We start from the raw sequence: 22,532 nt of genomic DNA, 5'->3' as shown, positions 1-22,532 counted from the left end.
AACGACTATTGTAGCGCAGGCCGTCGTGTGCCAGAGGCGCAACGCATCTACAAAGCAATTGCCTAAGCGGGCAAGCGAGTTTCGGGAACAGAATTTGCGAGTAATATCCAGCTCCCCGGCTGGACACCCCAAGGTCACATACCGACTTGAGCACAGCCGCGATCACGGCACTCTTCGGTCGTGCAGGTCTAAAGGAACGGGTATGCCGCGGCGCCCGCATAGACGGCAGTCTTGCCAAGTTCATCTTCGATGCGCAGCAGGCGGTTGTACTTTGCCACGCGGTCGGAGCGGCACGGCGCGCCGGTCTTGATCTGACCCACACCGGTCGCCACGGCAATATCGGCAATTGTCGTATCTTCGGTTTCTCCGGAGCGGTGGGAAATCACCGCGCCCCAGCCGGCCTGCCGGGCCATCGCTACGGCATCGAGTGTCTCGGTGAGCGTGCCAATCTGATTGGGCTTGATGAGAATGGCGTTCGCAGCTTGCCGTTCTATTCCCTCTTTCAAGCGCCGCGTATTGGTCACAAGCAGGTCATCGCCCACAAGCTGCACTTGGCTGCCCAGTCGGGCCTGTAATCCAACCCAGCCATCCCAGTCGTCTTCAGCCAGCCCGTCTTCTATGCTAATGATCGGGAATCTCCGGGACCAATCCGTCCAGAAGTCCACCAGTTCCTCGCTCGATAGGGTCCTACCTTCTCGTTCCAAGACATATGCATTGTTTGCATAGAGCTCGGTAGTAGCCGGATCGAGCCCGATGTAGATGTCTTCACCGGGGCGAAATCCGGCCTGCTCGATTGCGGTCATGATTGTCTCGATAGCAGCCACGTTGGTGGCTAACGACGGTGCGAAACCGCCTTCATCGCCCACCGTCGTGCTCAGCAACTTTTCTTCAAGAATTGTGTGAAGGGCATGATATGTCTCCGCTCCCCAGCGCAACGCCTCGCGAAATGTCGGCGCAGCCACCGGCAGAATCATAAACTCCTGAAAGTCCGTGGAATTTGCGGCATGCTTGCCGCCGTTGAGGATGTTCATCATTGGCACGGGCAATGTGTCGGCGAACGCACCGCCAAGATAGCGGTAGAGCGGCAGGCCCACACACGCAGCCGCGGCCTTGGCAACTGCTAACGAGACCGCCAGCAGCGCATTGGCGCCAAGGTTTGCCTTCGTCGGCGAGCCGTCCAGAGCGATGAGAGTTTGGTCAATTGCTGCTTGTTCCAGCGCATCTTGACCAATGACGGCACCGGCAACGGTGTCGTTTACGTGGCTGACTGCGTTGAGCACGCCTTTGCCGCCGTAGCGCACTTTGTCGCCGTCGCGCAGTTCCACCGCTTCGTGGATGCCCGTTGACGCGCCTGACGGCACGCCGGCCCAACCGACTGCCCCACACGTCAGCCGGACTTCAGCCTCAACCGTCGGGTTGCCGCGGGAATCGAGTATTTCCCGCCCCTGTACTTCGCTAATCGTGCTTGCACTCAAGAGTAGGTTCCTCCGTTAGCGGCTCAGGCCAAAGTGGACTGCAAGCGGGCGGCCCGTATCGTATTCGCGATGAGCATCGCGTTCGTCACGGAGCCAACGCCGCCGGGTACCGGTGTAATCGCGCTTGCCACTTCACTCACAGCGTCGTATTGAACATCTCCGGCGAGGCCGTCGGGAGTTACGTTGATGCCAACATCCACCACGACCGCCCCCGGTTTCACCATGTCGGGCGAGACAAAGTTGGGTCTTCCCATCGCCACAAGGAGGATGTCGGCCTGCCTGGTGTGACCGGCAAGATCGGCCGTGCGGCTGTGCGTCACGGTTACGGTGGCGTCATGGGCAATGAGTAGTGCTGCCAAAGGCCGTCCCACCACGTTGCTGCGGCCTATGAGCACGGCATGTTTGCCGCGCAAGGGAATCTCGTAATGTCGCAGCAAGTATATTACACTCGCAGGCGTATTCGGCACGAACGCCTCCATACCCAGGAATTGACCACCCAAAAACACGCGTCCGGCATTCAAGGGATGCAAACCATCGACATCTTTGCGGGGGTCCAAGGTCATGGCGACTAACTCTTGGTCCCAGTCCTCCGGCAAAGGCCAGCTAAGCATGATGCCGGTTACACGCGGATCGACGTTCAGGCTGCATATACGACCAATGAATTGCTCGCGGTCGGTCGAAGAAAGCACGTGCTCTTGAAACTCCATACCCACACGCTGACAGAGCTTTTCAATTTGGCGAATGTAGCTCGCCGAAGCCTTGTCATCACCTGCGCGCACAACCGCCAGCGTCAGAGGATGTCCCAAGCGTCTTTGAATATCTGCAAGCTCGTCTCGGTGTCTCCAACTCAAAGTACGGGCGATGCGACGACCGTCAAGCACTAGTGCCATTTCGCTCCGTCCCCTCTTCAATCTCTCCGAAATTCTCGCTCTTGGCCTCGTTGGACTCACAGCTTGCGGCCCAGTCACAATTCCTTTGGTCCAATCGTCTCTATCTCTCGGCGAATTCCCGCCAACGCTACGCTACTGGGCGCACGACAGTGCCTCTTCCCGCGCCTCCGTCATCTTGTCGTAGGAGACCAACCGCTCTCCCATCGCAGCAACCACCGTATCGTCCTTGATAAAGCCGAGGCTTGAGCGAATTGTGACAACCGTCCCTTGCAGTGCCGCCTCCGATAGGAGGACCGCCATTACGGCGTCCGCAAGTAGATTGCTATTCCCATGCTTCGCTAGCCACAAGGCATGATCGCTCACCTGTACGCACCCGTCAGCGATGGCAAAGAGTACTTCCGTAGCCTGAATCGATGCCTGCTGGATATGCACGGACCGCGCTGCTTGCTCTTCATCGGAGCCGCGCGGCATCGCGAATCCCGCTCCAACTACCCCGTAGGCCTCGATATCTTCCTGTACCAATTCCTCGAGCGCGCGCAAGGATTGGCTCAATTGGGCGAGCCGCTCTTCCACCTCGGGAGCGACCGCCGCATACTTTTTTCTGCCCCGAGTGAAATTGGCCACCATGGCAGCCAGACCCGCGCCAAGCGCGCCTACCAATGCCGCCACACTGCCTCCACCGGGCGTCGGCTCCCGCGCAGAGAGCGCCTCCAGATATGCATGGATGCTTTGATTGGTAACCACCGCGCCCGGACTCTCATTAGTGCCGCTCATTAGGCGTCGCTCCACCAGCGGGACGGTATCACCCCGGCAATTCTCACGCAATTTCCTTCGACGTGCACTCTATCCTCGGCAAACCAGCTTACGACTTGAGGCAGCAGTCGATGTTCCTGTGCCAAGATGCGGATTGCGAGGGTTTCTACGGTATCGTCCGCAAGCACGGGCACCGCAGCTTGAGCAATGATTGGGCCGGCGTCCACCTCATCTGTGGCAATATGCACCGTACATCCGGCAATCTTAACCCCGGCCTCCAGGGCATCCTGTTGCGGCTGCGGATTCATGCCTCCCGCAAAGGCTGGCAAGAGCGATGGATGAATGTTGATGATCCGATTGTGATAGGCCCCCATCCACGCGGTTGATAGAACTCGGTCAAAGCCGCCGAGCACGATTAGCTCCGCTCCATGCTGCTGCGCACATGCCAACATTGCCTCGTGCTGTGCTTCGCGGGAAGCATAGTCACGCCGCAGAATGACATGCGCGGCGATGCCGGCAGCGTGAGCCTTTTGCATGCCCGGCGCGTTTCGGTGATTGCAGATGACTGTGACAATCTCGGCGTCAAGGCGACCTTCATCGATCGCATCAATGAGCGCTTGTAAGTTACTGCCTCGTCCCGAAATGAGCACTGCCACGCGCAGAGCGGTCTCCGCATCCAATTTCGACCAGTTGCCCTTCTTCTGCTACAAAATCATCGCGATATCACCACACGCGGATCGCCCGTGTGGCTTTCAACCACTCCAATGCGGTGAAGCGTGGGGTCAAGTCGCAGGGCTTCTGCCGCCTCTCCCTCATCACAGATCACTACATATCCGACGCCCATATTGAAGACTCGGCACATCTCATCGAACTCTACTCCCCCACGCTGCTGTAAAAGCGGAAAGATTGGCGGCACCGGCCACGATCCCCAGTGCAGGCGGACCTGTGTTCCCTGGGGCAGGACTCTTGGAATGTTGTCCCACAGTCCGCCGCCGGTTATGTGCGCCATTCCCTTTATGTCGAGTTTTGAGCACAGACGCTGCACGGCGTGCAGATAGCACGTGTGCACAGCGAGCAAGGCATCCGCCAGCGTCGCTCCCAGCGTTGGCGCCGTCACCTCAAACGCATCAGCAGCAAAGACACGGCGCGCCAACGAATACCCATTCGTATGCAAACCGTTGCTGGGAAAGGCTAGCACCGCGTCACCGTTCTCAATGCGCTCGCCACTGACGATCTTGGCGCGTTCTACAACTCCTACGATTGTTCCGGCAAAGTCTAAGTCGCCTGCGGCGTACAGGTCGGGTATCTCCGCCAATTCACCGCCCAGCAGCGCGCACCCGGCATCTTTGCACGCCACTGCCGCTCCGGAGACGACATCCCTCATTACTTCAGGCACAAGCCTGCCCACCCCGACGTAATCGAGAAAGAAGAGCGGTCGCGCTCCCAGAGTGAGAATGTCATTGATGCAGTGATTTACGATGTCCTGACCGACCGTGTCGTAGCGCTCTAACTGTGTCGCCAGCTTAATCTTGCTGCCGACGCTATCGGTACTGGCTACAAGCACCGGTTCAACGTAGCCTGTGGGAAACTGAAAGAGTCCGCCAAAGCTGCCGATACCGGTAAGCACCTCTGGTCCGTGAGTGGCTTCCACCTGAGACTTGAAGAGTCGAACGGCCTCAGCCCCGGCGTCGATGTCTACGCCGGCTTGCTGATAGGTCAAAGGGGGATGCGGAGAGTCACGCATGAACCTTAAGATTCCGATCAACGAGTAGTGCGGCCGGAATGGACTTAAACGCTACGCGGGCAAACACCCGATCGCTCACATCCCACATGGCAGGAGTTCTCTGGGCCCACTGCCTCTTGCGAAGAGGGCGTTGCAATGCATCCGTACGGTCCTCTGTAGACTTTGGTAGCAAAGTCGCCGTTCCGTTAGAAATCGACTTGCTACAGCGCCCGGTCCCGGTCTCAATGCACTCCATCGCGTTCATGAAACTGTTGCTCGCACTTGCTCTAACGAGAGCTTATCGAATTCCATCTGCACAGGCACCGGGTAATCGCCATTGAAGCAAGCGAGGCAGAAGTGGTTGTAGGGCAAGTCAACGGCCTCTACGATGCCATCGATACTCAGGTAGCCCAGGCTGTCCGCCTGTATAGCCGCACCAACGGCCATTTCGGCTTCCTCTCGCGACTGGAATGCGGAGGCAATTATCTCGTCCCGGGTCGGCATGTCAACGCCCAGAAAGCACGGGTGACGGATCGGCGGGGCAGCAATGCGGACGTGCACCTCCTCGGCGCCGGCCTGACGCAGCATCTTCACAATAGGGAGCGTATTCGTACCGCGCACTATGGAGTCGTCTACTACGACCACGCGCTGGCCCTCCAGCACCTCCGGCATCGTGTTGTACTTCATGTGCACGCCCTCGCGCCGTAATTGATCGGTCGGCTGGATAAAGGTGCGGTGAATGTAGCGGTTGCGCACCAAGCCGTCGCGGAGCGGCAGGCCGCTTTCTTCGGCGTATCCCTGAGCCGCGGCTATGGCGCATTCCGGCACACCCATCACCAGGTCGGCGCCCGGCGTTGGGCGTTCCCGTGCAAGCTGGCGGCCCATCTCGCGCCGGGCATGATAGAGGAGCGTGTCTTCGATGTACGAGTCCGGCCGCGCAAGGTACATAAACTCGAACATGCAGACGGCCCGCTTCTGGACCGGCTGCATGCGGTATGAACGAAGCCCGTCTTCACCCACCGTAACCAGCTCACCCGGCTCCACTTCGCGGACAAACTCCGCGCCAACCGTATTGAGCGCGCAACTCTCGGAAGCCACCACCCAGGTGTCATCGACCGATCCCAAGCAAAGGGGTCGGTTCCCCAGCGGGTCGCGCGCCGCCAATACCTGGTCTGTCGTCGCCATCACAAAGGTATACGAACCCACCAGGCGGGGCAGCGTGTGCTGCAATTTTTCAGGCCAGGTGCTTCCCGGCGCGAGGGCAATGAGCCAGGCGGCAATCTCACTGTCCGTGGAGGACTTCGGGCGAACGCCTAGTTCTTCCAAATCGTCTAACAATTGATCGGCGTTAACGAGATTTCCATTGTGGGCTAGCGCCAGCGGCCCGAGCGGACCTTCGACGTAAATGGGCTGGGAATTGTCTTCTCTACTTGATCCCTTCGTGGAATAGCGCGTGTGTCCTATTGCCAGGATTCCCTGCAGGTCCTCCAAGATCTCTTCCGAGAATACGTGAGAAACCAGCCCCATTTTGCGGTAGACCTGCATTTGCTTGCCGTCGGCGCTGGCGATGCCGGCGCTCTCTTGGCCGCGGTGCTGGAGCGCGTGCAAGCCGAAATAGGTCAGTTTGGCTACATCGAGGTCGCGACCGTATATGCCAAACACGCCGCACGCTTCACGCGGGGAATCTGTGTCGGTGGTAGGTGGAGTCCCATCCATAGCGTACGCGCCCCTCTTTGAATCTGCGTGCTCATTACCCTTCCCCAGCCAGTGCCTCCGCAACTCCATTCTGCCACGCCCGCCGTGCAGATGCCAGTGAAACCGACAGCCTGTCACCCAGCACGAGCGCGTCGCCCCAGACACGCCCGATCGCTGTGCACGGCACACCGTTTTCTTCGGCTGCCACGCTCACCGCCGCCATCTCCTTTTCCGGCACACTAACGACAATTCGTGATTGTCCCTCGCCAAACAAGAGAGCGTCCGCTCGACCCTCGCCCGGCAGGTCCACCTGAAACCCAATGCCACCTGCAATGGCGCTCTCCGCCAGGGCTACGGCGAGGCCCCCTTGAGAGCAGTCGTGCGCGCTGTTTATCACGCCGGCGCGAATAATCTGACGGCAGACGGACTGCACACGCACTTCCATGCCGAGGTCGATGGGAGGCGCCTTACCTGACACACGACTGTGAATTGAAGCCAGATACTCACTACCACCGCAGTGATCGCTTTGCGGGCCGAGAAGCACAATCACGTCTTCTTCATTTTGGAATGCCATTGTGACACTCTGCTCTACAACATCCAACTTGCCGACCATGCCTATCATCGGCGTGGGGTAAATGGGCTGACCGCGCGTTTCATTGTAAAGACTGACATTCCCGCTCACCACCGGCACGTCGAGCGCCTCGCAGGCTGCGGCCATGCCGCGTATCACCTTTTCCAACTGGTAGTAGACGTCGCTCTTTTCCGGGTTGCCGAAGTTGAGGCAGTTGGTGAGCGCGAGCGGCTCGGCGCCCACACACGCCAAATTGCGTGCGGCTTCCGCTACCGCGATAGCGCCGCCTGCAAATGGATCAAGCTGGCAGTACTGCCCATTGCCATCTATCGTGACGGCAAGCCCTATCGGCGTTCCCTTGACCCGCAGCACCGCCGCGTCCCCGCCGGGGCCTTGCACGGTGTTGACCTGGACGCTGTAGTCATATTGCTGAAAGACGCACTCTTTGCTCGCGATGTTGGGGCTTGCGAGCAACTTGAGAAAGACATCATTGTAGTCCTGTGGCTCGGGCAAGGTCTCTTGCCGAAAGGCGTGCGTTTCCTGTAGGTAGGCCGGTGGGGTGCCTTCCCTCTCGTACGTCGGCGCGTCCGCCAGCAGGTGCGCTGGGATGTCAGCTACCAACTCCTCACCGTTGCGAACCCGCACCATGCCGTCGGCGGTAACCTGACCGATTACGTTCGAGTGAAGCCCCCATCGCGAGAAGATCTCGGCTACGTTCTCCTCCGCGCCCCGGCGCACAATTGCAAGCATGCGCTCCTGGCTCTCACTGAGCATCATTTCGTAGGGGGTCATCCCCTCTTCCCGGCACGGCACACGGCTCACGTCAATTTCAACACCACTCTCACCCTTGTGCGCCGCCTCCACGGAAGAGCTTGTCAGCCCAGCCGCACCGAGGTCCTGCAATCCCACCAGGTAATCGGTTTCACCCAGCTCCAGACACGCTTCGATAAGCAACTTTTCCATGAAGGGATCGCCAACCTGCACCACGCCGCGATGGGACAGCTCAGGATCATCCAGGGAAGCGAATGAAGCGCCGTGAATGCCGTCGCGGCCGGTCGCCGCTCCCACGAGCATTAATGTGTTCCCGGCGCCGTGGGCGCGAGCGCGTATGAGCTTATCCTGCCGAATGAGACCGACGCACATGGCGTTGACGAGAGGGTTGCCGGCATAGGAAGACGCAAAATTTACTTCACCACCCACGTCGGGGATGCCCACACAGTTGCCGTAATGGCTAATGCCGCCGACAACGCCATTGAACAGATAGCGGTTGCGCGCATCACTCAAGGGGCCAAAGCGCAGTGAATTGAGTAGCGCGATGGGGCGGGCGCCCATGGTAAAGATGTCCCGCACGATGCCGCCCACACCGGTCGCCGCTCCTTGGAACGGCTCCACGGCGCTGGGATGGTTGTGGCTCTCCACTTTGAAGACCACTGCCAGCCCGTGACCGATGTCGACGGCACCGGCGTTTTCCTCTCCCGCGCCGATGAGGACGTGCCTCCCGGCGGTTGGCAGCAGTTTCAGCAGCGGTCGCGAGTTCTTATAGCCGCAGTGCTCACTCCACATCGCGCCGAACATGCCTACCTCAACACGATTTGGCGCACGGCCAAGTTGGGAGCAAATGCGATCGTACTCACTACGAGTGAGCGAGACTTCTCTCAATTCAGCATCAGTTACGGCAGACTCAATTTGAGGCACGCTGTTACTTACTCCTGAAAATCATCTGCAGGCTCCATCCCTCGCAGGCGTCCGACCCCCATAGGGCAATGAGATCGAGTGGTATCTAGTGGTTCGACACGCTCGTATTGACGGGTAGGAACGCCGGTAGCGTAGGTTTGCAACCTGCGCCCGCTTCCCACGTTGCCGGCCAGTGACGCCAAAGACAATTGTCCATCACTACAATGTTGTTAGACTACTAGCAGCCAGGTAGTGGCGTTGCACTGTTGTTCATACCAGGAAGCATTCACGCTCGCAAAGGAGCGGCTGCAAGCGCCAGAACCATTGCCTGCCAAATGCCCAAGCCGTCGGAACCTCCCAGCGCAGCCTCCGCGCAACGTTCCGGATGCGGCATGAGGGCAAATACGTTCCCGGCCTCATTGCATATGCCAGCTATATTGTCCACGGAGCCGTTCGGGTTTGCGTCCTGCGCAACGTCGCCCTTCGCATCGCAATAGCGCAGCAATATCTGTCCGTTCTCACGCATGCGATTAAGCGTCTCCGGATCAACCACGTAGTTGCCGTCGCCGTGGGCAATCGGCATGCGCAGCACCTGGCCGGGTTGATAGGTGGCCATGAACGGTGACTCCATGCCTTGCACCCGCACGTTCACCCAGCCACAGTGGAATTCCATCGAGTTATTCCTGAGCAGCGCGCCCGGCAGCAATCCCGCCTCGGTAAGAATCTGAAAGCCGTTGCAGATACCCAGCACGAGCCCTCCGGCATTGGCAAAGGCGGTCACCGCACGCATTACGGGAGAAAACCGCGCTATGGACCCCGAACGCAGGTAGTCCCCATAGGAGAAACCGCCCGGCAACACGAGCGCATCAAATCCGGCAAGGCTTGTCTCCTCATGCCAGACTAGGTCTGCCTGCTGTTGGAGCACGGATCTTGCGACGTGTAGACAGTCGTTATCGCAATTGGAACCAGGGAACTGGACAATGCCAAACTTCATCGATCGGTCTCTAAATCAAAGCGATAGCTTTCGATAACGGGATTTGCCAACAGTTGCTGGCACATTGCCTCAACCTCTGCGTGAGCCTTGGATGTGTCGTCCGTGCCCAGTTCAACTTCCAGGTACTTGCCCATCCGCACGGAATTCACATCCTCAAAGCCAAGGTGATGCAACGCTTCACGGATGGTGTTTCCTTGCGGATCAAGAACCGTGGGTTTATAGGTAATGTAAATTCGCGCTATGGTCATTGCAAAGGAGACCTCGGCAAGATTCCGATCGAACAAGACTCCTGAAACTCAAGGCCCTGACCAACCGCACAGCTTCTTGCCCGGCGGCACGAGCCTTGCTTGCTTTCAGTCTACCGTACAGACCAGGACCATCGCCACAACTGTAGATACTCCGCCGCACCGGCCGCGACCGCTTCGTTAACTACATTCTCCTATGTCGAAGCCGTCAGCATGAGAATCCGCGTGTCTGCCAGCAGATCCTCAATGTCCCTCCAAGACTCAACGCTGTCTTACCGCGGCATCACAACGCCCATGACGACGATGTCCGGCATCCAATCTTATGCGCGAGTTTCTGCCGCTACGCCATCTCCCGCTCGACCCACGACCGCGAATTCACCCAATCAATCTGAAATTTCTCTTAGGCTGTCCCTGACGATGGAGTGGTCGTCCACCAGCATCGCCTTGAACTTTCTGGCTGAATACACATCGGCTTCTGTTTCCAAATTATCCAAACGGAATCACGCAGGCTACAGTCGTGCCTTTTCCGTTACTGCCTGTATCCACGACGAGCGTGCCGCCCATTCGTTCTGCATCCGCCCTCATGCTGTCAAAACCATGACCACGATTAAGGTAGTCGTCAGGGAGACCAATCCCGTCGTCCACGATAGAAAGTCGAATGCAATCGTCATCGAAGTCCAGGCGGACCTCGACCTTCCCCGCATGGGCGTGCCGAAAAGCATTCGTGAGTGCGTTGTGTGCGATAGCAAAGAGCCCCGTCCGAATCTCTGCCGAGAGATTCGGCTCGATGCCGTACTGAACCATCTCGGCTGGAACTGACGTTATGTCCCGAAATGTCGAAGTGTGTGACCGTAGCACCCGCCCCAATTCCTTGCCCTCGAATATTCGACCTGCATCAATGGGGCGCCTCAACTCCCACATTGCGGACTTTGCGAGCGCGGATGTCGCCTGGAGCGAGGCGGTCAGCTCCTTGTTGGATTCACCAGCCAACTCCATGGCTGTGTCTATGCCCAATCCAATCATGTATGCCGCCTGCGCGGTCGTGTCGTGAATAGATTGCGAATGCTCAATGCGCTCCTGCTGTAGCACGTGTTCCCGCTCCATTACCTCCCATCTCCGCATACGCTGGAATCTCGAGATCAAGTTGACCACCAGGACTACTGCAAACATGAATGCAATCCTGGCAAACAGGGTCTTGTCTTCTCTTGCTTCGAAATCAAGCCCCCCGCCGAAGGCTAAGCTCACGGCCGTGTAGATGGTCGTTACCATAGTTACCCATACGACGTTCAGCGTGAACGAAGTAAATATGGCCGCAAAGTAGGCCAGCGCGGGGAAATACATCAAATAGGGGTAGAAAGTGGTGAATCCACCGTCGACAGCGACAACTAACGTAGCGAAGAGGATGTCTATCGTGCAGAAAGCGATAATCCAATGCCATGTCATAGTTCGATTAGACCTGAGCAGATAGTGTATGTAACCGTTGTACATCACAAACAGCAGCAATATCAGCAGGAATGTAACGTACAACGCCTGCTCCATTGGTATTGGTCGAAAAAGCAAGTAAAAGCAGCAGACGGCACTTATGAACCAGCGACCCCAGACGGCAACTGTCGCGGCATACCGCAGCTCCCCAGGATCGGCCCAAATCGCTTGCCAAACCCGGTCCTGCACGCCACATGTTTTGGTATTTAAGAACTCAGGGTCCCAATTTAACAATCTTGACAATTGGCGCCACCTAGCATAACGAGTACAGGAAATGACACGCACTTCGCCCTTTGGCGAGAACACACACGTGTCACGCTCGTCTGAAGCACGGCAAGCCTACGACCCTTTGGCAATTGATCGCAGGACGTGCTGGTCGACACTGCAAGTAAACTACGTCCAATGCTCGCGGATTTCAAGATCAAATCCCACCAAACTGAGGTGTCTATAGGTCTCTTCAGCTCCAATGACTTTGGCCGAGAATCGAACAAGAGATCCTATCGCAGCTCTCCAAGGCTTTGTATCCTAAATTGAGATAGAGGAACACCCAGGGCAAGAGTTGGATAGCGTGAGCTAAGAGAGTTGCCGCAGATCTAAAATCGGCAACCGGCCTTTGTGCCAATCGGACAAATGCGACGGGCCTTCAACTCTACGTATTCGGGCCTGGGGAAAAGGCTGCAAGCTCGAAATTGACCTTCACTGAATTCAGCATGACTCTCTCTCAATGTTAGAAAGTGTACAACAACCCAATCACCGCGGGTACCAATACTACGCAAGAATTCGTCACCGATATGCCGGATCTCCAGGGACGCGCAATTCGCCAATCTATGCTGTCTGTGAAATTGAGAATTAGAGCGGTGGCAAAGATGGCGCTTGCCGCCTCCCAGTCATGAAAGACAATGGGGCCTCACACGATCACTCATGAGTCGGTTTCCCTGAGTTGGGACGATCCGGCAGACAGCAGCGTCGCCGGCTACCAGATACTCCACCAGGACAGGTCGTTACTCGCGACCGGAGAATACATTGAGCTGCAGGAGGACCCGGAGACCGCGGAAACATGCTACGTGGGCTCCGAGGTGGAGGCGGGGAGGCGCTAAGTGTACCGGGTAAAGGCACGGGATGCCGGCGGTCTCAGCCCGCAAGGCAGTACTTTGGATGCCAATCTGCCGGCGGCGCCCGATGAGGTGCCTACTCCGAGGTGGAGGTATAGTCGCCAAGATACAGCGAAGGCCGCTCTATCAATGCGATAGTGCCCTGACTTGGCGCATGCGCCAAGTCAGGGCACTATCCTATCGTCATACTCTCTATGCAACCAGCCGGAGCACTACTCTTCGATCTGATTCTCCAACTCATCGAGGAGTTGCTGATTCAGCTCGAGTTGCTGCTGGATTAGCTCATTCTGTCGCTTAAGCGCATCGAGCAGATCCTGAATCGAGGTGTCAGTCCCAGGTGTCGTGGTTGCCGGTGGCGTAAGCTGACTCGGCGATGGCGTTGCCCCTACCTGGGGTGTCACCTGTGGCTGTGCCGTCGGCTGTGCTGACGCAGTGGGCGTTGGCAGGATTACAGGCGCAGGCGTGGGCGAAGGCGCGGTAGTCGTACTTGAACCGCTTTGAGCCCCACTGCTTCCCGACGCCGCGGCAGTTTCAGTGAAGATTCCCTCTACCCCCTCACCGAACAACTGCTGCAGTCCCTGCAATACGGTTTCTGTCATCACGATGTTTGAACCGTTGGCAATAATCACCCGCTTGAGCTCAGGTAGCTGGCCTTGCTCGGATTGCAGGTAGATCGGCTCTACGTACAGATTCGATTGCCCAATGGGCACGACCAAGAGATTGCCACGAATTACGCGTGAACCGCCCTGCCCCCAGAGAGTGAATTGCTGAGAGATCGTGGTGTCTTGATCGGCGCGGGCTTCAATCTGCATCGGGCCGAAAATGAGCTTATCCTTGGGATATTTGAACGCAAAGAGCGATCCATAGCCCTCCGGATCCGACCGTGCCGCCAGCCAGGCCACCATATTGTCCTTCTGGATTGGCGTATAGGGCATGATGAGGATGAATTCTTCACGTGGGAATTCGGGAAGCCGCATGATCACGTAGTAGGGCCGCACGGGCACCTGACCGCCGCCATAGAGTTCTCGCGGCCGCGAAAACGCATCTTCGCGATTGTAGAAGATGTCCGCTTTTTGCATGTGGTAGAGGGAGTACAGTTCGACCTGCACCTGGAAGAGAAACGCAGGATAGCGAATATGCTGGAGAAGTGACGGAGGCATCTCGCTCAAAGGGTGGAAGAGGTCGGGAAATGCCTGCGAGTACGCCTGCAAAATCGGTTCATCTTCCTCCACGGCGTACAGGCGCACGGTGCCGTCATACGCGTTCACGGTGGCCTTCACGCTGTTACGGATATAGTTGAAAGCGCCGGCCAATGGTTGTGAATAAGGGTAACGGTCGGTGAACGTATATGCGTCAACGATCCAGAAGAGCTGGCCGTCGGCTACGACAATATACGGATCCTGGTCTACGACGAGAAACGGCGCCACCGTTGCCACACGCTCCCGCACGTGGCGGCGATAGAGGATCTGGCTATCGGGTTCCAACTCGTCAGAGAGCAGGATGTTCACGTCTTTGAGGTACCAGGCATACAGTAACTTGCGAAGATACGTACCGATGCCCACTCCCGTACGCGACTGGTAGAACGATCGTGCGTTGTCCTCACCGCTCGGATAATCAATCTCCGCAATGCGAGCGTTGACGATTACATAGTCAAACGTCTTCTCACCGTAGTAGATTTCCGGTCGTTCAATGTCCATGATCCCGGTGGGCGGCACGTCCTTGAGGAAGAATGACGGCAACCCCTCGGGCGAGACCTCGTTGACGGGACTCATTACAACGCCGTAGCCGTGGGTAAACTGCAGCCTGCGGTTGACCCAAGTTTGCGCCGAGCCCGGTAGCTTCTCCGGTGAGAGCTCCCGCGCGCCGACCATCACCTGGCGATACTCGCCATCGACGTAATAGCGATCCACGTCCGCGTCGAGAATATCGTAATACAGACGGATGCTCTGCACCTGGTTGTACGTAATCAGCAGCGGTTCGGGGTCCCATAGCCGGAAGTTGCGTACCGTCAGGGGATTACCCACCAGCTCTTCTTGCGTTACCGCGGGCTCGCCCGGGTGCTCCATCTCGACGATACGGTTGAGGCCGTAGGCCTCGCGCGTGAAATCTATGTTGTTCTCAATATAGGGACGCTCACGTTCCAACTCATTCGGCTGCACCTCCAGGCGATGCGCCAAGCCTGGGTATGCCCACCCGCCCACAATCAGCACGAGCAACCACAATCCAATGCCGCCGACCGGCAGCCACTGCTTATTGAATATGCCGCCAAGGACGAGTCCAATTGCGGCCACTACAGCCAGTACAATGAGCACTTGCTGCACGGGCTGCATGATGTTGGCGTCAATGTAGCTTGCGCCATAGGCGGCGCCCCGTGTGGAAAATTCCAGCGTGTGCAGACTGAGCCAATGGGCCCAGCCCACCAGCAGCATCAGCACGAAACCCAGCACGGAAAGATGAACGCGAATGGGCGCTCCGGCAATGATGTTGCGGGGGATTTCACGCCTTTCACCCTCGTCGTCTTCCGGCGAGATCATGTATGGCAACACAAGGCGGAATCCGTACGCAAAGACCGCGACTACCAGCACCATCAAAATCGCTCGGAAGAGCCAGCCTTGCACAAACTCCAAAAGCGGAAGCGTGAAGACAAAGAACGAGAGGTCTCTTTCGAAGAGCGGATCCGTGGTGCCGAATTCAATGAGGTTCTGAGCGCGGAGAACTGTATTCCATTGTCCGGAGGCCAGCAGGCCGAAGATTACGGAAGCAATTACACCGACTATTCCGGATATAATCCGTGACGCTTGCTCGGTCCGCCGCGCTGAATTCGAGAGGAAGTCTTCGCCCGTACTGTACGCCTGCCGCGCAACAATCTTGCGGACCAGCGTCATGTTGCCAAAGTACAAGGAGCCAAAGACGACCAGCCCGGTGGCGAAAAGGCCTATTTGCAGTGAAATGATTCTGGAAAAGACATCGGTGCGCCCAAGGCTTTGATACCAGAGCCAATCAGCGATGATGTTCGGCACTACAAGCACAAGCGCGATGAGCACGACGATGCTGACGAATACTGTACCAATCACGGTGTTGCGCTGCATGGACATCCTCTCAGTTTACATCGTGCGCCGTTGATACGATGTTCCACTAAACGTGCGTAACGAGCGGAGAAAAAGAGCGCACTACCCCCATGCTACTCTCAGCACGCTGATAGTGCGCCGCTTTCGACAAAGTCGCAGTCTGCGACGAAGCCGTCGTCTTTGACGAAGCCGTCGCCAATGACGAAATCGCCACGAACCAAGCGTAATCAGCCTTTCCCGGTCTGTTATTGGGAATCAGGTTCCTTGTCCGTTTCCTCGCTTGATTCCGCTTGGCTATCGTTCGATACAACCGGGTTACCATTTGGTCCAGGCGAATCCGAGGGGCCATTACTCTCTTGGCCCAATGCCAGGCCGCCTGCGTAGCCGGTCAGTGCGGCGACTCCGGCGCCCACGGGCTCACGCTGGGATCGCTGCGCCTCAAGGATGTCCTTGACATCCTCACCGTGCAGTTCCAATTCCTCCAGGAGCCGCTCAGCAATGATATGCACCTCATCGGCATGCTCGGCCAGCAGTTGCTTTACCTCGCGGTACTGCTCATCGAGCAACGCCTCGATGCGGCGCTTGGTATCCGGGTCAATGCCGCCAAGGCCGCTGGGCATGGCAAGATACGAGTAGAAGCTGTTGCCCATGCCATAGAAGCCAAAGTACCCCATCGCCAGGCGCGTAGCCTGTTGCAAGTCTGAGGTCACCCCGGTGAGGCCGGTTCCCAGGAACAACTCCTCTGCGGCGCGACTAGCGAGGGCAACCTTGATTTCCGACAGAATTTCTTCGCGGGTCTGCGTATAACGCTCTTCGAGGGGCGTACTGGCAGCAAGACCCAGCGCACGTCCATAGCGAATGATCGTCACCTTATAGAGCTTATTCTCAGGCTGCAATAAGGCCATCGATATGGCGTGTCCGGTCTCATGGTACGCCAGTCGCCGCCGTTCCTTATCGCTCATGCTGCGGATAGGCTGGCGCAGGCCCCATTCATTCGTCTCCCGCGCTTGGCTGAAGTCCTGATAGGAAATGTAGTCGCGACCTTCAAAGTGCGCCACGACTGCCGCTTCGTTGATCAGGTACTTGATGCTGACAGGCGTATAACCCACCGTGTCGGCGGCAATCTTGTCAAGGTCGATATTCGGGTCGTGACGTACCTTATCCACGTAGTATTGGATGACGTCTTTCCGACCATCGAAATCGGGCGGGTCAATCGTAATCTTGCGGTCGAAACGTCCCGGTCGCAACAGCGCCTGGTCCAGCACTTCAGATATGTTCGTCGCACCAATAGTTAACACTACGGGTTGCACCATTCGCCCTCTACGCAGACCGAGGCGACGCAAAATCCGTGCCTTCCAACTCGTATCCACATTGGGAGGATCCATCTCAAGAAGCAGCGTATTGAGCATACCCATCCCACCGCCGCCAAACATGCCGCCCATCATGCCCGCGCCTCCGCCCATTTGCGAGGTACGCGCTGTGCCGACGGCATCGATCTCATCGATGAAGATAATGGCGGAACCATAGCGCCGCGCCAGCCGCCGCGCCTTTGCGTAAAGCATCGTGATACGCAGGTTACCGACACCCATGAACATGTTCTGAAAGCCGGGCGCAGACGCATAGGCAAAGGGCACGCCTGCTTCGGTAGCAATTGCCTGCGCTAAGTACGTCTTACCAGTACCTGGCGGTCCAATAAGTAGCAAGCCGCGTGAAACCTCGCCGCCCATACGCTTGAAGTCGCGTACACCACGCAGCAAAGTCACGATCCGCGCTGAAACTTCCAGCACTTGCTCGTTTCCGCGATAATCTTTGAAGGAGATTCCGGTCTCGCCCCCGGGCATGATCCAGTACACACGTCCGCGGCCGAGGAACCAGAACAACGCCACGAATTGAATGAGGACAAAGAGGATTGCAAAGGCAAGCTGGAAGAGCGTGGCGAAGATGAGAAACAGAATCTGCAGAACGTTGCCTGCGCCGAAGGTGGCAACAGACCACCAAAAACCGATCGCAACCAGCACCCATAGCAGGATACCGCGCCAGTGTCGACCGATGAACCCCAGGACTCCCCCTATCATAGTTTCACCGTGCCTTCCAAACTAAAGGACGATTGTTTACTGATACCGTACCACTCTGCTCTATTCGCAAGACTCCTGCGCTCCTACACCGTGCGAGCGATCCCAGTAGCAACTGCTACCCATTATAGCATGCAGTATTATGGCGATTGTCACTAGGTTCTAGACAACCTTAAGAATTGTATAAGAGTCTTCCGCTTACGGTAAGGAATATTACATTGCCGGCTTGCGGGTTCCTCTGCTCCTGCGAGACTGTCTATTGGGGAACAGCTCTCGCCATCCTGACGCCAAAGCTTGCACGAACGGGATGCATTGCGAGAACACAGTCGGGAATCCGGCAACCGATCTGCATCGCAATCAGGTCTTCGGGAGCCGATTCCTGCCATGCGCCGCCAGAGCAACCACGTTTGGCTCGGAACCGGGCCAATCGTTCAGGGACGGAAGCAGTCCACCCAGAGAGAAAATAAACTATGACCGTTGATAAAAGTGACATTCGCGCGGGACTTAAAGAGCTTGGCATCATGACCGGCGACCTGCTTCTTGTCCACAGTTCGCTGCGCAGCTTCGGTTACGTGCAAGGCGGCGCCAATACAGTTATCGATGCGCTCCTGGAGACGGTTGGCGACGGCGGCACGGTCCTTGTGCCTACGTTGACCTTCTCAGTCCTGAAGTCCTTGCCGCATCGCTTCTCAGTGAGAAATTCGCCATCATCGTCCGGTCTGATCACCGAGACGTTTCGCCAGCGGAAGAACGCGCTGCGCAGCCGACATCCCGTCTCTTCAGCCGCCGCCATTGGACCCGATGCGGCCTACCTGACTGCCGATCATCGCGATACTCCCTGTGGCCCGGATTCACCATACTTCCGCCTTTACGAGCTTGGCGGCAAGGTCGTTTTCTTTGGTGCGTCGCTCGGCTCGAATACGGTCTTTCACTGCGCTGAGGAGATCGCGCGTCCCGCTTACTTGGGCTTCGCAACGATTGAAGACGCAGTTGTAGTAGACGCAGACGGCCGCAGCCGCACCGTAACTGCCCGTCGCTACGACTGCTTCGATCGCGGGATTACTCGGCATCTTGGCAACATGGAGCCGGTGTTCCGCGAGCGCGGTCTTTTGAAGCGGACCGTAATCGGAGAGAGTCGTACATACGTCATCAATGCCCGCGAAAACGTCGACGTGTCTTGTGAGACATTGACGACGAACCCAGACTACATCCTCTCACCACGCTCCTGACAACATCTTGCATGTTTAAGACTTTATGGAAACTACATAGTGTGCTATAGTGTTGACTGTATTAGTGCTAGAGTGCTTTGGTGCTCGGCACGGTTGAGTTTGTTTGCTCGGACGTCCCGTTTGCACGGACGAGTCGTCAAAAGACGGCGGAGGTATGCCCATGCGATGCCCACAGTGCGCCAAGCATGATACCCGAGTGGTTGACAGTCGACCGGAAGAAATGAGCATTCGCCGCCGTCGTGAGTGTGGGAATTGCGGTCACAGGTACACCACGTATGAGCGCTTGGAAGTGCTGGCTTGCCCACACTGTGAATCTATCGAATCCCGCGTCGCCACATACCAACTGCTCAGGGCCGGTGCGCGGCGCTTCCGCGAGTGCCTGCGCTGCGGGAGAGAGTTCACGACCACCGAGCGGGTGGATCCCGTGCCGTTGACGGTGGTGAAACGTGACGGGCGGCGGGAAGAGTTTAACCGTGGGAAGCTGCGCGACAAATTAAGCACGGCGTGCTGGAAGCGCCCGGTGAGTTCGGAGCACATTGGGCAGATTGTGGACCGCATCGAACGCGACTTGCTTGAGCTAGGTGAACCCGAAGTAGAGTCCACGGTCATTGGCGACAAAGTGATGCAGCGCCTGCGCATTCTCGATGAAGTTGCCTACGTGCGGTTCGCCTCAGTCTACCGCCACTTTGAAGACATCGACAGCATTGCTGAAGAGATTGCCGAGTACCAAGAGTGGAAGCGCAGCCGCGCCCAGCCCGATCAGATTGCTCTCCTGCCGGAAGAGTCTCCGGTCTCCTGATAAATCGCTGGCATTCACTTAAACGTTTAAGGCTAGTGGCGCTGCCCGGCGTCCAGCGGAGGCTAATCTTTGCAAACCTTCCCAACGACATAGCGTAGCTGTCTAGCGAGTTTCCTGGCCGCATGCGCAATTTCCTGTTCTTCTGGGCGCCTCCACTACTCTGGATGGCCCTCATCTACTACGGCTCCGCCCAACCTACACTGCCGTCGCTCTCGCATAGTCTGTTGGACCAACTCCTAAAGTATGGCGCTCACTTTGTTGAATACGCCGTGCTGGCCCTGCTCTGGTATCGGGCCATATATTCCCGTTTCTCCCACCCCATCATCCAGCCTTTGGCATTCGTCATTGTCGCCATCTACGCCCTGAGCGATGAGTTTCACCAGTCCTTTGTGCCAGGGAGAAGCGCCACGTGGCAGGACGTGGCGGTCGATCTGCTCGGCGGCGCGTGCGCCCTCTTACTTTGGAATGCCGCGCAACAGTTGTGGAATCGCCTCAACAATTCGCAGGAAGAGCACCGGTAAAATCGCTAGTCCGGCATTCTGCCTACTTACCAATACAGAATTCGCCGAAAATGCGGTCGAGCAGGTCCTCTGACGCGCTTTCGCCCGTTAGCTCGCCCAGCGCATTGAGTGCCGCGCGCAATCCGATGCAGACAAAGTCTTCCGGGAGGCCGTCTGCTGCCGCGCAACGCGCCTCCTCAAGCGTAGTTTGCGCTTCCAGCAATACCGCCTGGTGGCGGGCCGAGGTGATAATGGCGCTTTCCGTCTGCAGCCCTTCTTGCAGCAAATTCCGGCCGATTTCAGCTCGCAGTGCGTCGAGGCCGTCGCTGGAGACTGCGGAAGTCAGCACAATCGAGCAGCCTGGCAGCAGGTCCATTACGTCCCTTGGAAACAGTACCTGCGGCTTGTCGGCCTTGTTCAATGCAATTATCGCCTGCCGCTCGGGGTCTCCTTCCTGAGCATCCTTGACATCCGCGATTACCCTACGGTCGGTAGGTTGGAGCGGCATGCTGCTATCCAAGACCACGATGATCAGGCGGGCCGCCGCCAACGACGCGCGGCTCCGTGCCACACCAATTTGCTCGACCACATCCTGCGTCTCCGCAATACCCGCGGTGTCGGCCAACAGCAGCGGTATGCCGCCAACGTCAACGGTTTCCTCGAGCACGTCGCGTGTTGTGCCGGGAATATCCGTCACAATAGCTCGGTCTGCCGACAAGAACGCATTCAACAAGCTCGACTTACCGACATTGGGGCGACCTACCAGCACGGCGGGCACGCCATCACGCACCACGGCGCCGCTGGGAGCAGTGGCTAGCAGTTGATTCACGCCGGAAAGCATGAGTGCTACGGACGCTGCCACCTCGTGGGAAGGGACCGCCGGCACGTCGTCTTCACTGAAGTCGATGTTCGCTTCCAGGCGTGCGAGCAAGCCGAGTACCTGCTGGCGCAACTCCTGCACCTGACGCGACAAACGGCCTTCCAGTTGGTCGAGCGCAAATGAGAGCCCCTTGCCCGTGCGTGCTTGCACGACGTCCATTACCGCTTCGGCTTGCGCCAGATCGAGTTTGCCGTTGAGAAAGGCCCGCAGCGTAAATTCGCCCGGTTGAGCCAGACGCGCGCCGTGATCCAAGAGCATTCCAAGCGTCCGCCGCAGTACCGCCGGGCTGCCGTGGCAAGAAAATTCGAATACATCCTCACCCGTGTACGAGTGCGGCCCACGCATGTAGGTGCAGAGGGCCTGGTCCACGCGCTCGTCACGTACCGAATCGAACACGAGCCCGACATACGACCGGTGGCTCTGCCACTTGCCGGGATTCTGCCGCCGAAAGCAATGCCTGCCGATCGCCAAGGCTTCACGGCCGCTCAAGCGGACAATCCCGATGGCGCCCTCTCCCGGCGGCGTAGCCACAGCGGCAATGGTATCCTCAAGGTTCACTCGCGCCATCCTCGAGCTTGGATTATGTAGTCCCAAGCGGGGTTTTGACCATTAGTTCCGATTTAGCCAAGTTCCTTTTCCCGGTTGCTGTACAGCAAACATCTCCGTTCGTGCTTCGACAGGCTCAGCACGAACGGAAACGGCGTTCTTCGGTCAGCGGGAAAGCGCACAAACGTCTACAGATACTGCTGGTCTTGAATCGTATAAACGCAATCCAACGTCAACTCTCGTTCATCGTTGGCTCAACTCCCAGGTCCTCGATCGTGAATATGTGCCCATATCTGTAGCCAGCCGCCGCTATTTCCACCGCGCCGCCCTGCAGTCGATCCACCAGAGTCCAGATGCCAGTTACGCAAGCACCCGCGTCCTTAACCGCCTCCGCAGCACGCAACACCGAACCGCCCGTTGTCACCGTATCCTCTAGAATCGCCACGCGCATTCCGGGCTGCAGAGGCCCTTCCACTTGTTTTCCGGTGCCGTGCTCCTTGGCGCGGCTGCGCACAATCAGCGCCGGGACAGACGCGCCTGCGGTAAAGCTGGCAACTGCAACGGCCGTCACCACGGGGTCCGCAGCCACCGACATACCGGCCACAGCATCCGGCAGGGGTTCGCCCAGCGCCCTGAGCATCACGCGACCTGTCAGGAAAGCTCCTTCAGCCGACAACGTAACGAGGCGGCAATCAATGTAGTAGCTCGCCCGCTGACCGGAGCTCAAGATGAAGTCACCTTCTTTGATCGCTTCCTTCTGCAATAACTCACGCAACCGCTCTCGTTCAACATCCACGGAGATTCCCTTCCTTAGCAAGATCCTG

Annotated in this window: 18 protein-coding genes and 1 pseudogene; 5 read left to right on the top strand and 14 right to left on the bottom strand. The window is 57.7% G+C overall.

Annotated elements, in window-relative coordinates:
* Positions 1-188 precede the first annotated feature (188 nt).
* The 10 genes from eno to OXE05_14630 all read right to left on the bottom strand — a co-directional run bounded on the left by eno (position 189) and on the right by OXE05_14630 (position 11,547).
* Positions 189-1,475: a phosphopyruvate hydratase gene (gene eno / locus OXE05_14675; protein MCY4438559.1), complete on the bottom strand. Its 1,287-nt coding sequence runs from the start codon at positions 1,473-1,475 to the stop codon at positions 189-191.
* 23 nt (positions 1,476-1,498) lie between these two features.
* A complete protein-coding gene (locus tag OXE05_14670; protein ID MCY4438558.1) occupies positions 1,499-2,365 on the bottom strand; it encodes a bifunctional 5,10-methylene-tetrahydrofolate dehydrogenase/5,10-methylene-tetrahydrofolate cyclohydrolase in 867 nt (288 codons plus the stop codon).
* A gap of 132 nt (positions 2,366-2,497) precedes the next feature.
* Entirely contained in the window at positions 2,498-3,139 is a 642-nt protein-coding gene (locus OXE05_14665; protein ID MCY4438557.1) for a cyclodeaminase/cyclohydrolase family protein, read from the bottom strand.
* Positions 3,139-3,774: a phosphoribosylglycinamide formyltransferase gene (gene purN, locus OXE05_14660; GenBank protein ID MCY4438556.1), complete on the bottom strand. Its 636-nt coding sequence runs from the start codon at positions 3,772-3,774 to the stop codon at positions 3,139-3,141. The genes OXE05_14665 and purN overlap by 1 nt, the downstream gene beginning before the upstream one ends.
* A 56-nt stretch (positions 3,775-3,830) precedes the next feature.
* Complete coding sequence (gene purM, locus OXE05_14655; protein ID MCY4438555.1) at positions 3,831-4,862, bottom strand: phosphoribosylformylglycinamidine cyclo-ligase; 1,032 nt, start codon at positions 4,860-4,862, stop codon at positions 3,831-3,833.
* 240 nt (positions 4,863-5,102) lie between these two features.
* Entirely contained in the window at positions 5,103-6,557 is a 1,455-nt protein-coding gene (purF, locus tag OXE05_14650) for an amidophosphoribosyltransferase (GenBank protein MCY4438554.1), read from the bottom strand.
* 34 nt (positions 6,558-6,591) lie between these two features.
* Positions 6,592-8,802 (bottom strand): phosphoribosylformylglycinamidine synthase subunit PurL, encoded by a 2,211-nt coding sequence (gene purL, locus OXE05_14645; GenBank protein MCY4438553.1) that lies wholly within the window; start codon positions 8,800-8,802, stop codon positions 6,592-6,594.
* A gap of 265 nt (positions 8,803-9,067) precedes the next feature.
* A complete protein-coding gene (purQ, locus tag OXE05_14640) occupies positions 9,068-9,775 on the bottom strand; it encodes a phosphoribosylformylglycinamidine synthase subunit PurQ (protein ID MCY4438552.1) in 708 nt (235 codons plus the stop codon).
* Positions 9,772-10,023, bottom strand: a complete 252-nt coding sequence (gene purS, locus OXE05_14635; GenBank protein MCY4438551.1) for a phosphoribosylformylglycinamidine synthase subunit PurS — start codon at positions 10,021-10,023, stop codon at positions 9,772-9,774. Before purS ends, purQ begins: the two co-directional genes overlap by 4 nt.
* Positions 10,024-10,506: 483 nt before the next feature.
* Positions 10,507-11,547 (bottom strand): ATP-binding protein, encoded by a 1,041-nt coding sequence (locus OXE05_14630; protein MCY4438550.1) that lies wholly within the window; start codon positions 11,545-11,547, stop codon positions 10,507-10,509.
* 854 nt (positions 11,548-12,401) lie between these two features.
* Between OXE05_14630 and OXE05_14625 the strand changes: the two genes are divergently transcribed.
* Entirely contained in the window at positions 12,402-12,599 is a 198-nt protein-coding gene (locus OXE05_14625; protein ID MCY4438549.1) for a hypothetical protein, read from the top strand.
* A 227-nt stretch (positions 12,600-12,826) separates the two neighbouring features.
* Here OXE05_14625 and OXE05_14620 read toward each other — a convergent pair whose 3' ends face one another.
* Positions 12,827-15,703: a UPF0182 family protein gene (locus tag OXE05_14620; GenBank protein MCY4438548.1), complete on the bottom strand. Its 2,877-nt coding sequence runs from the start codon at positions 15,701-15,703 to the stop codon at positions 12,827-12,829.
* A gap of 224 nt (positions 15,704-15,927) precedes the next feature.
* Positions 15,928-17,757, bottom strand: a complete 1,830-nt coding sequence (locus OXE05_14615; protein ID MCY4438547.1) for an AAA family ATPase — start codon at positions 17,755-17,757, stop codon at positions 15,928-15,930.
* A gap of 467 nt (positions 17,758-18,224) precedes the next feature.
* Here OXE05_14615 and OXE05_14610 point away from each other — a divergent pair, with 467 nt between their 5' ends.
* The 4 genes and pseudogenes from OXE05_14610 to OXE05_14595 all read left to right on the top strand — a co-directional run bounded on the left by OXE05_14610 (position 18,225) and on the right by OXE05_14595 (position 20,303).
* Positions 18,225-18,983 carry an AAC(3) family N-acetyltransferase gene (locus tag OXE05_14610; protein MCY4438546.1) on the top strand — a complete coding sequence of 253 codons (759 nt, stop codon included), beginning with the start codon at positions 18,225-18,227 and terminating at the stop codon, positions 18,981-18,983.
* Positions 18,984-19,143: 160 nt separating this feature from the next.
* Positions 19,144-19,272, top strand: a pseudogene (locus OXE05_14605) (transcriptional regulator NrdR).
* A complete protein-coding gene (gene nrdR / locus OXE05_14600) occupies positions 19,273-19,782 on the top strand; it encodes a transcriptional regulator NrdR (protein MCY4438545.1) in 510 nt (169 codons plus the stop codon). It begins immediately after the preceding pseudogene.
* A 122-nt stretch (positions 19,783-19,904) separates the two neighbouring features.
* Positions 19,905-20,303, top strand: a complete 399-nt coding sequence (locus OXE05_14595) for a VanZ family protein (protein MCY4438544.1) — start codon at positions 19,905-19,907, stop codon at positions 20,301-20,303.
* Positions 20,304-20,325: 22 nt separating this feature from the next.
* Here OXE05_14595 and mnmE read toward each other — a convergent pair whose 3' ends face one another.
* Together mnmE and pyrE are read right to left on the bottom strand one after the other, a co-directional pair.
* Positions 20,326-21,720, bottom strand: a complete 1,395-nt coding sequence (gene mnmE / locus OXE05_14590; GenBank protein ID MCY4438543.1) for a tRNA uridine-5-carboxymethylaminomethyl(34) synthesis GTPase MnmE — start codon at positions 21,718-21,720, stop codon at positions 20,326-20,328.
* A 220-nt stretch (positions 21,721-21,940) separates the two neighbouring features.
* Positions 21,941-22,504, bottom strand: coding sequence for an orotate phosphoribosyltransferase (gene pyrE, locus OXE05_14585; protein ID MCY4438542.1), 564 nt, complete (start codon positions 22,502-22,504; stop codon positions 21,941-21,943).
* Positions 22,505-22,532: the final 28 nt, after the last annotated feature.

The sequence above is a fragment of the Chloroflexota bacterium genome (genome assembly GCA_026710945.1).
In the GTDB taxonomy this organism is placed as follows: Bacteria; Chloroflexota; UBA11872; order VXOZ01; family VXOZ01; genus VXOZ01.
The sequence above is the reverse complement of the archived record's forward strand: the minus strand, read 5'-3'. Positions and strand labels throughout refer to the sequence as shown.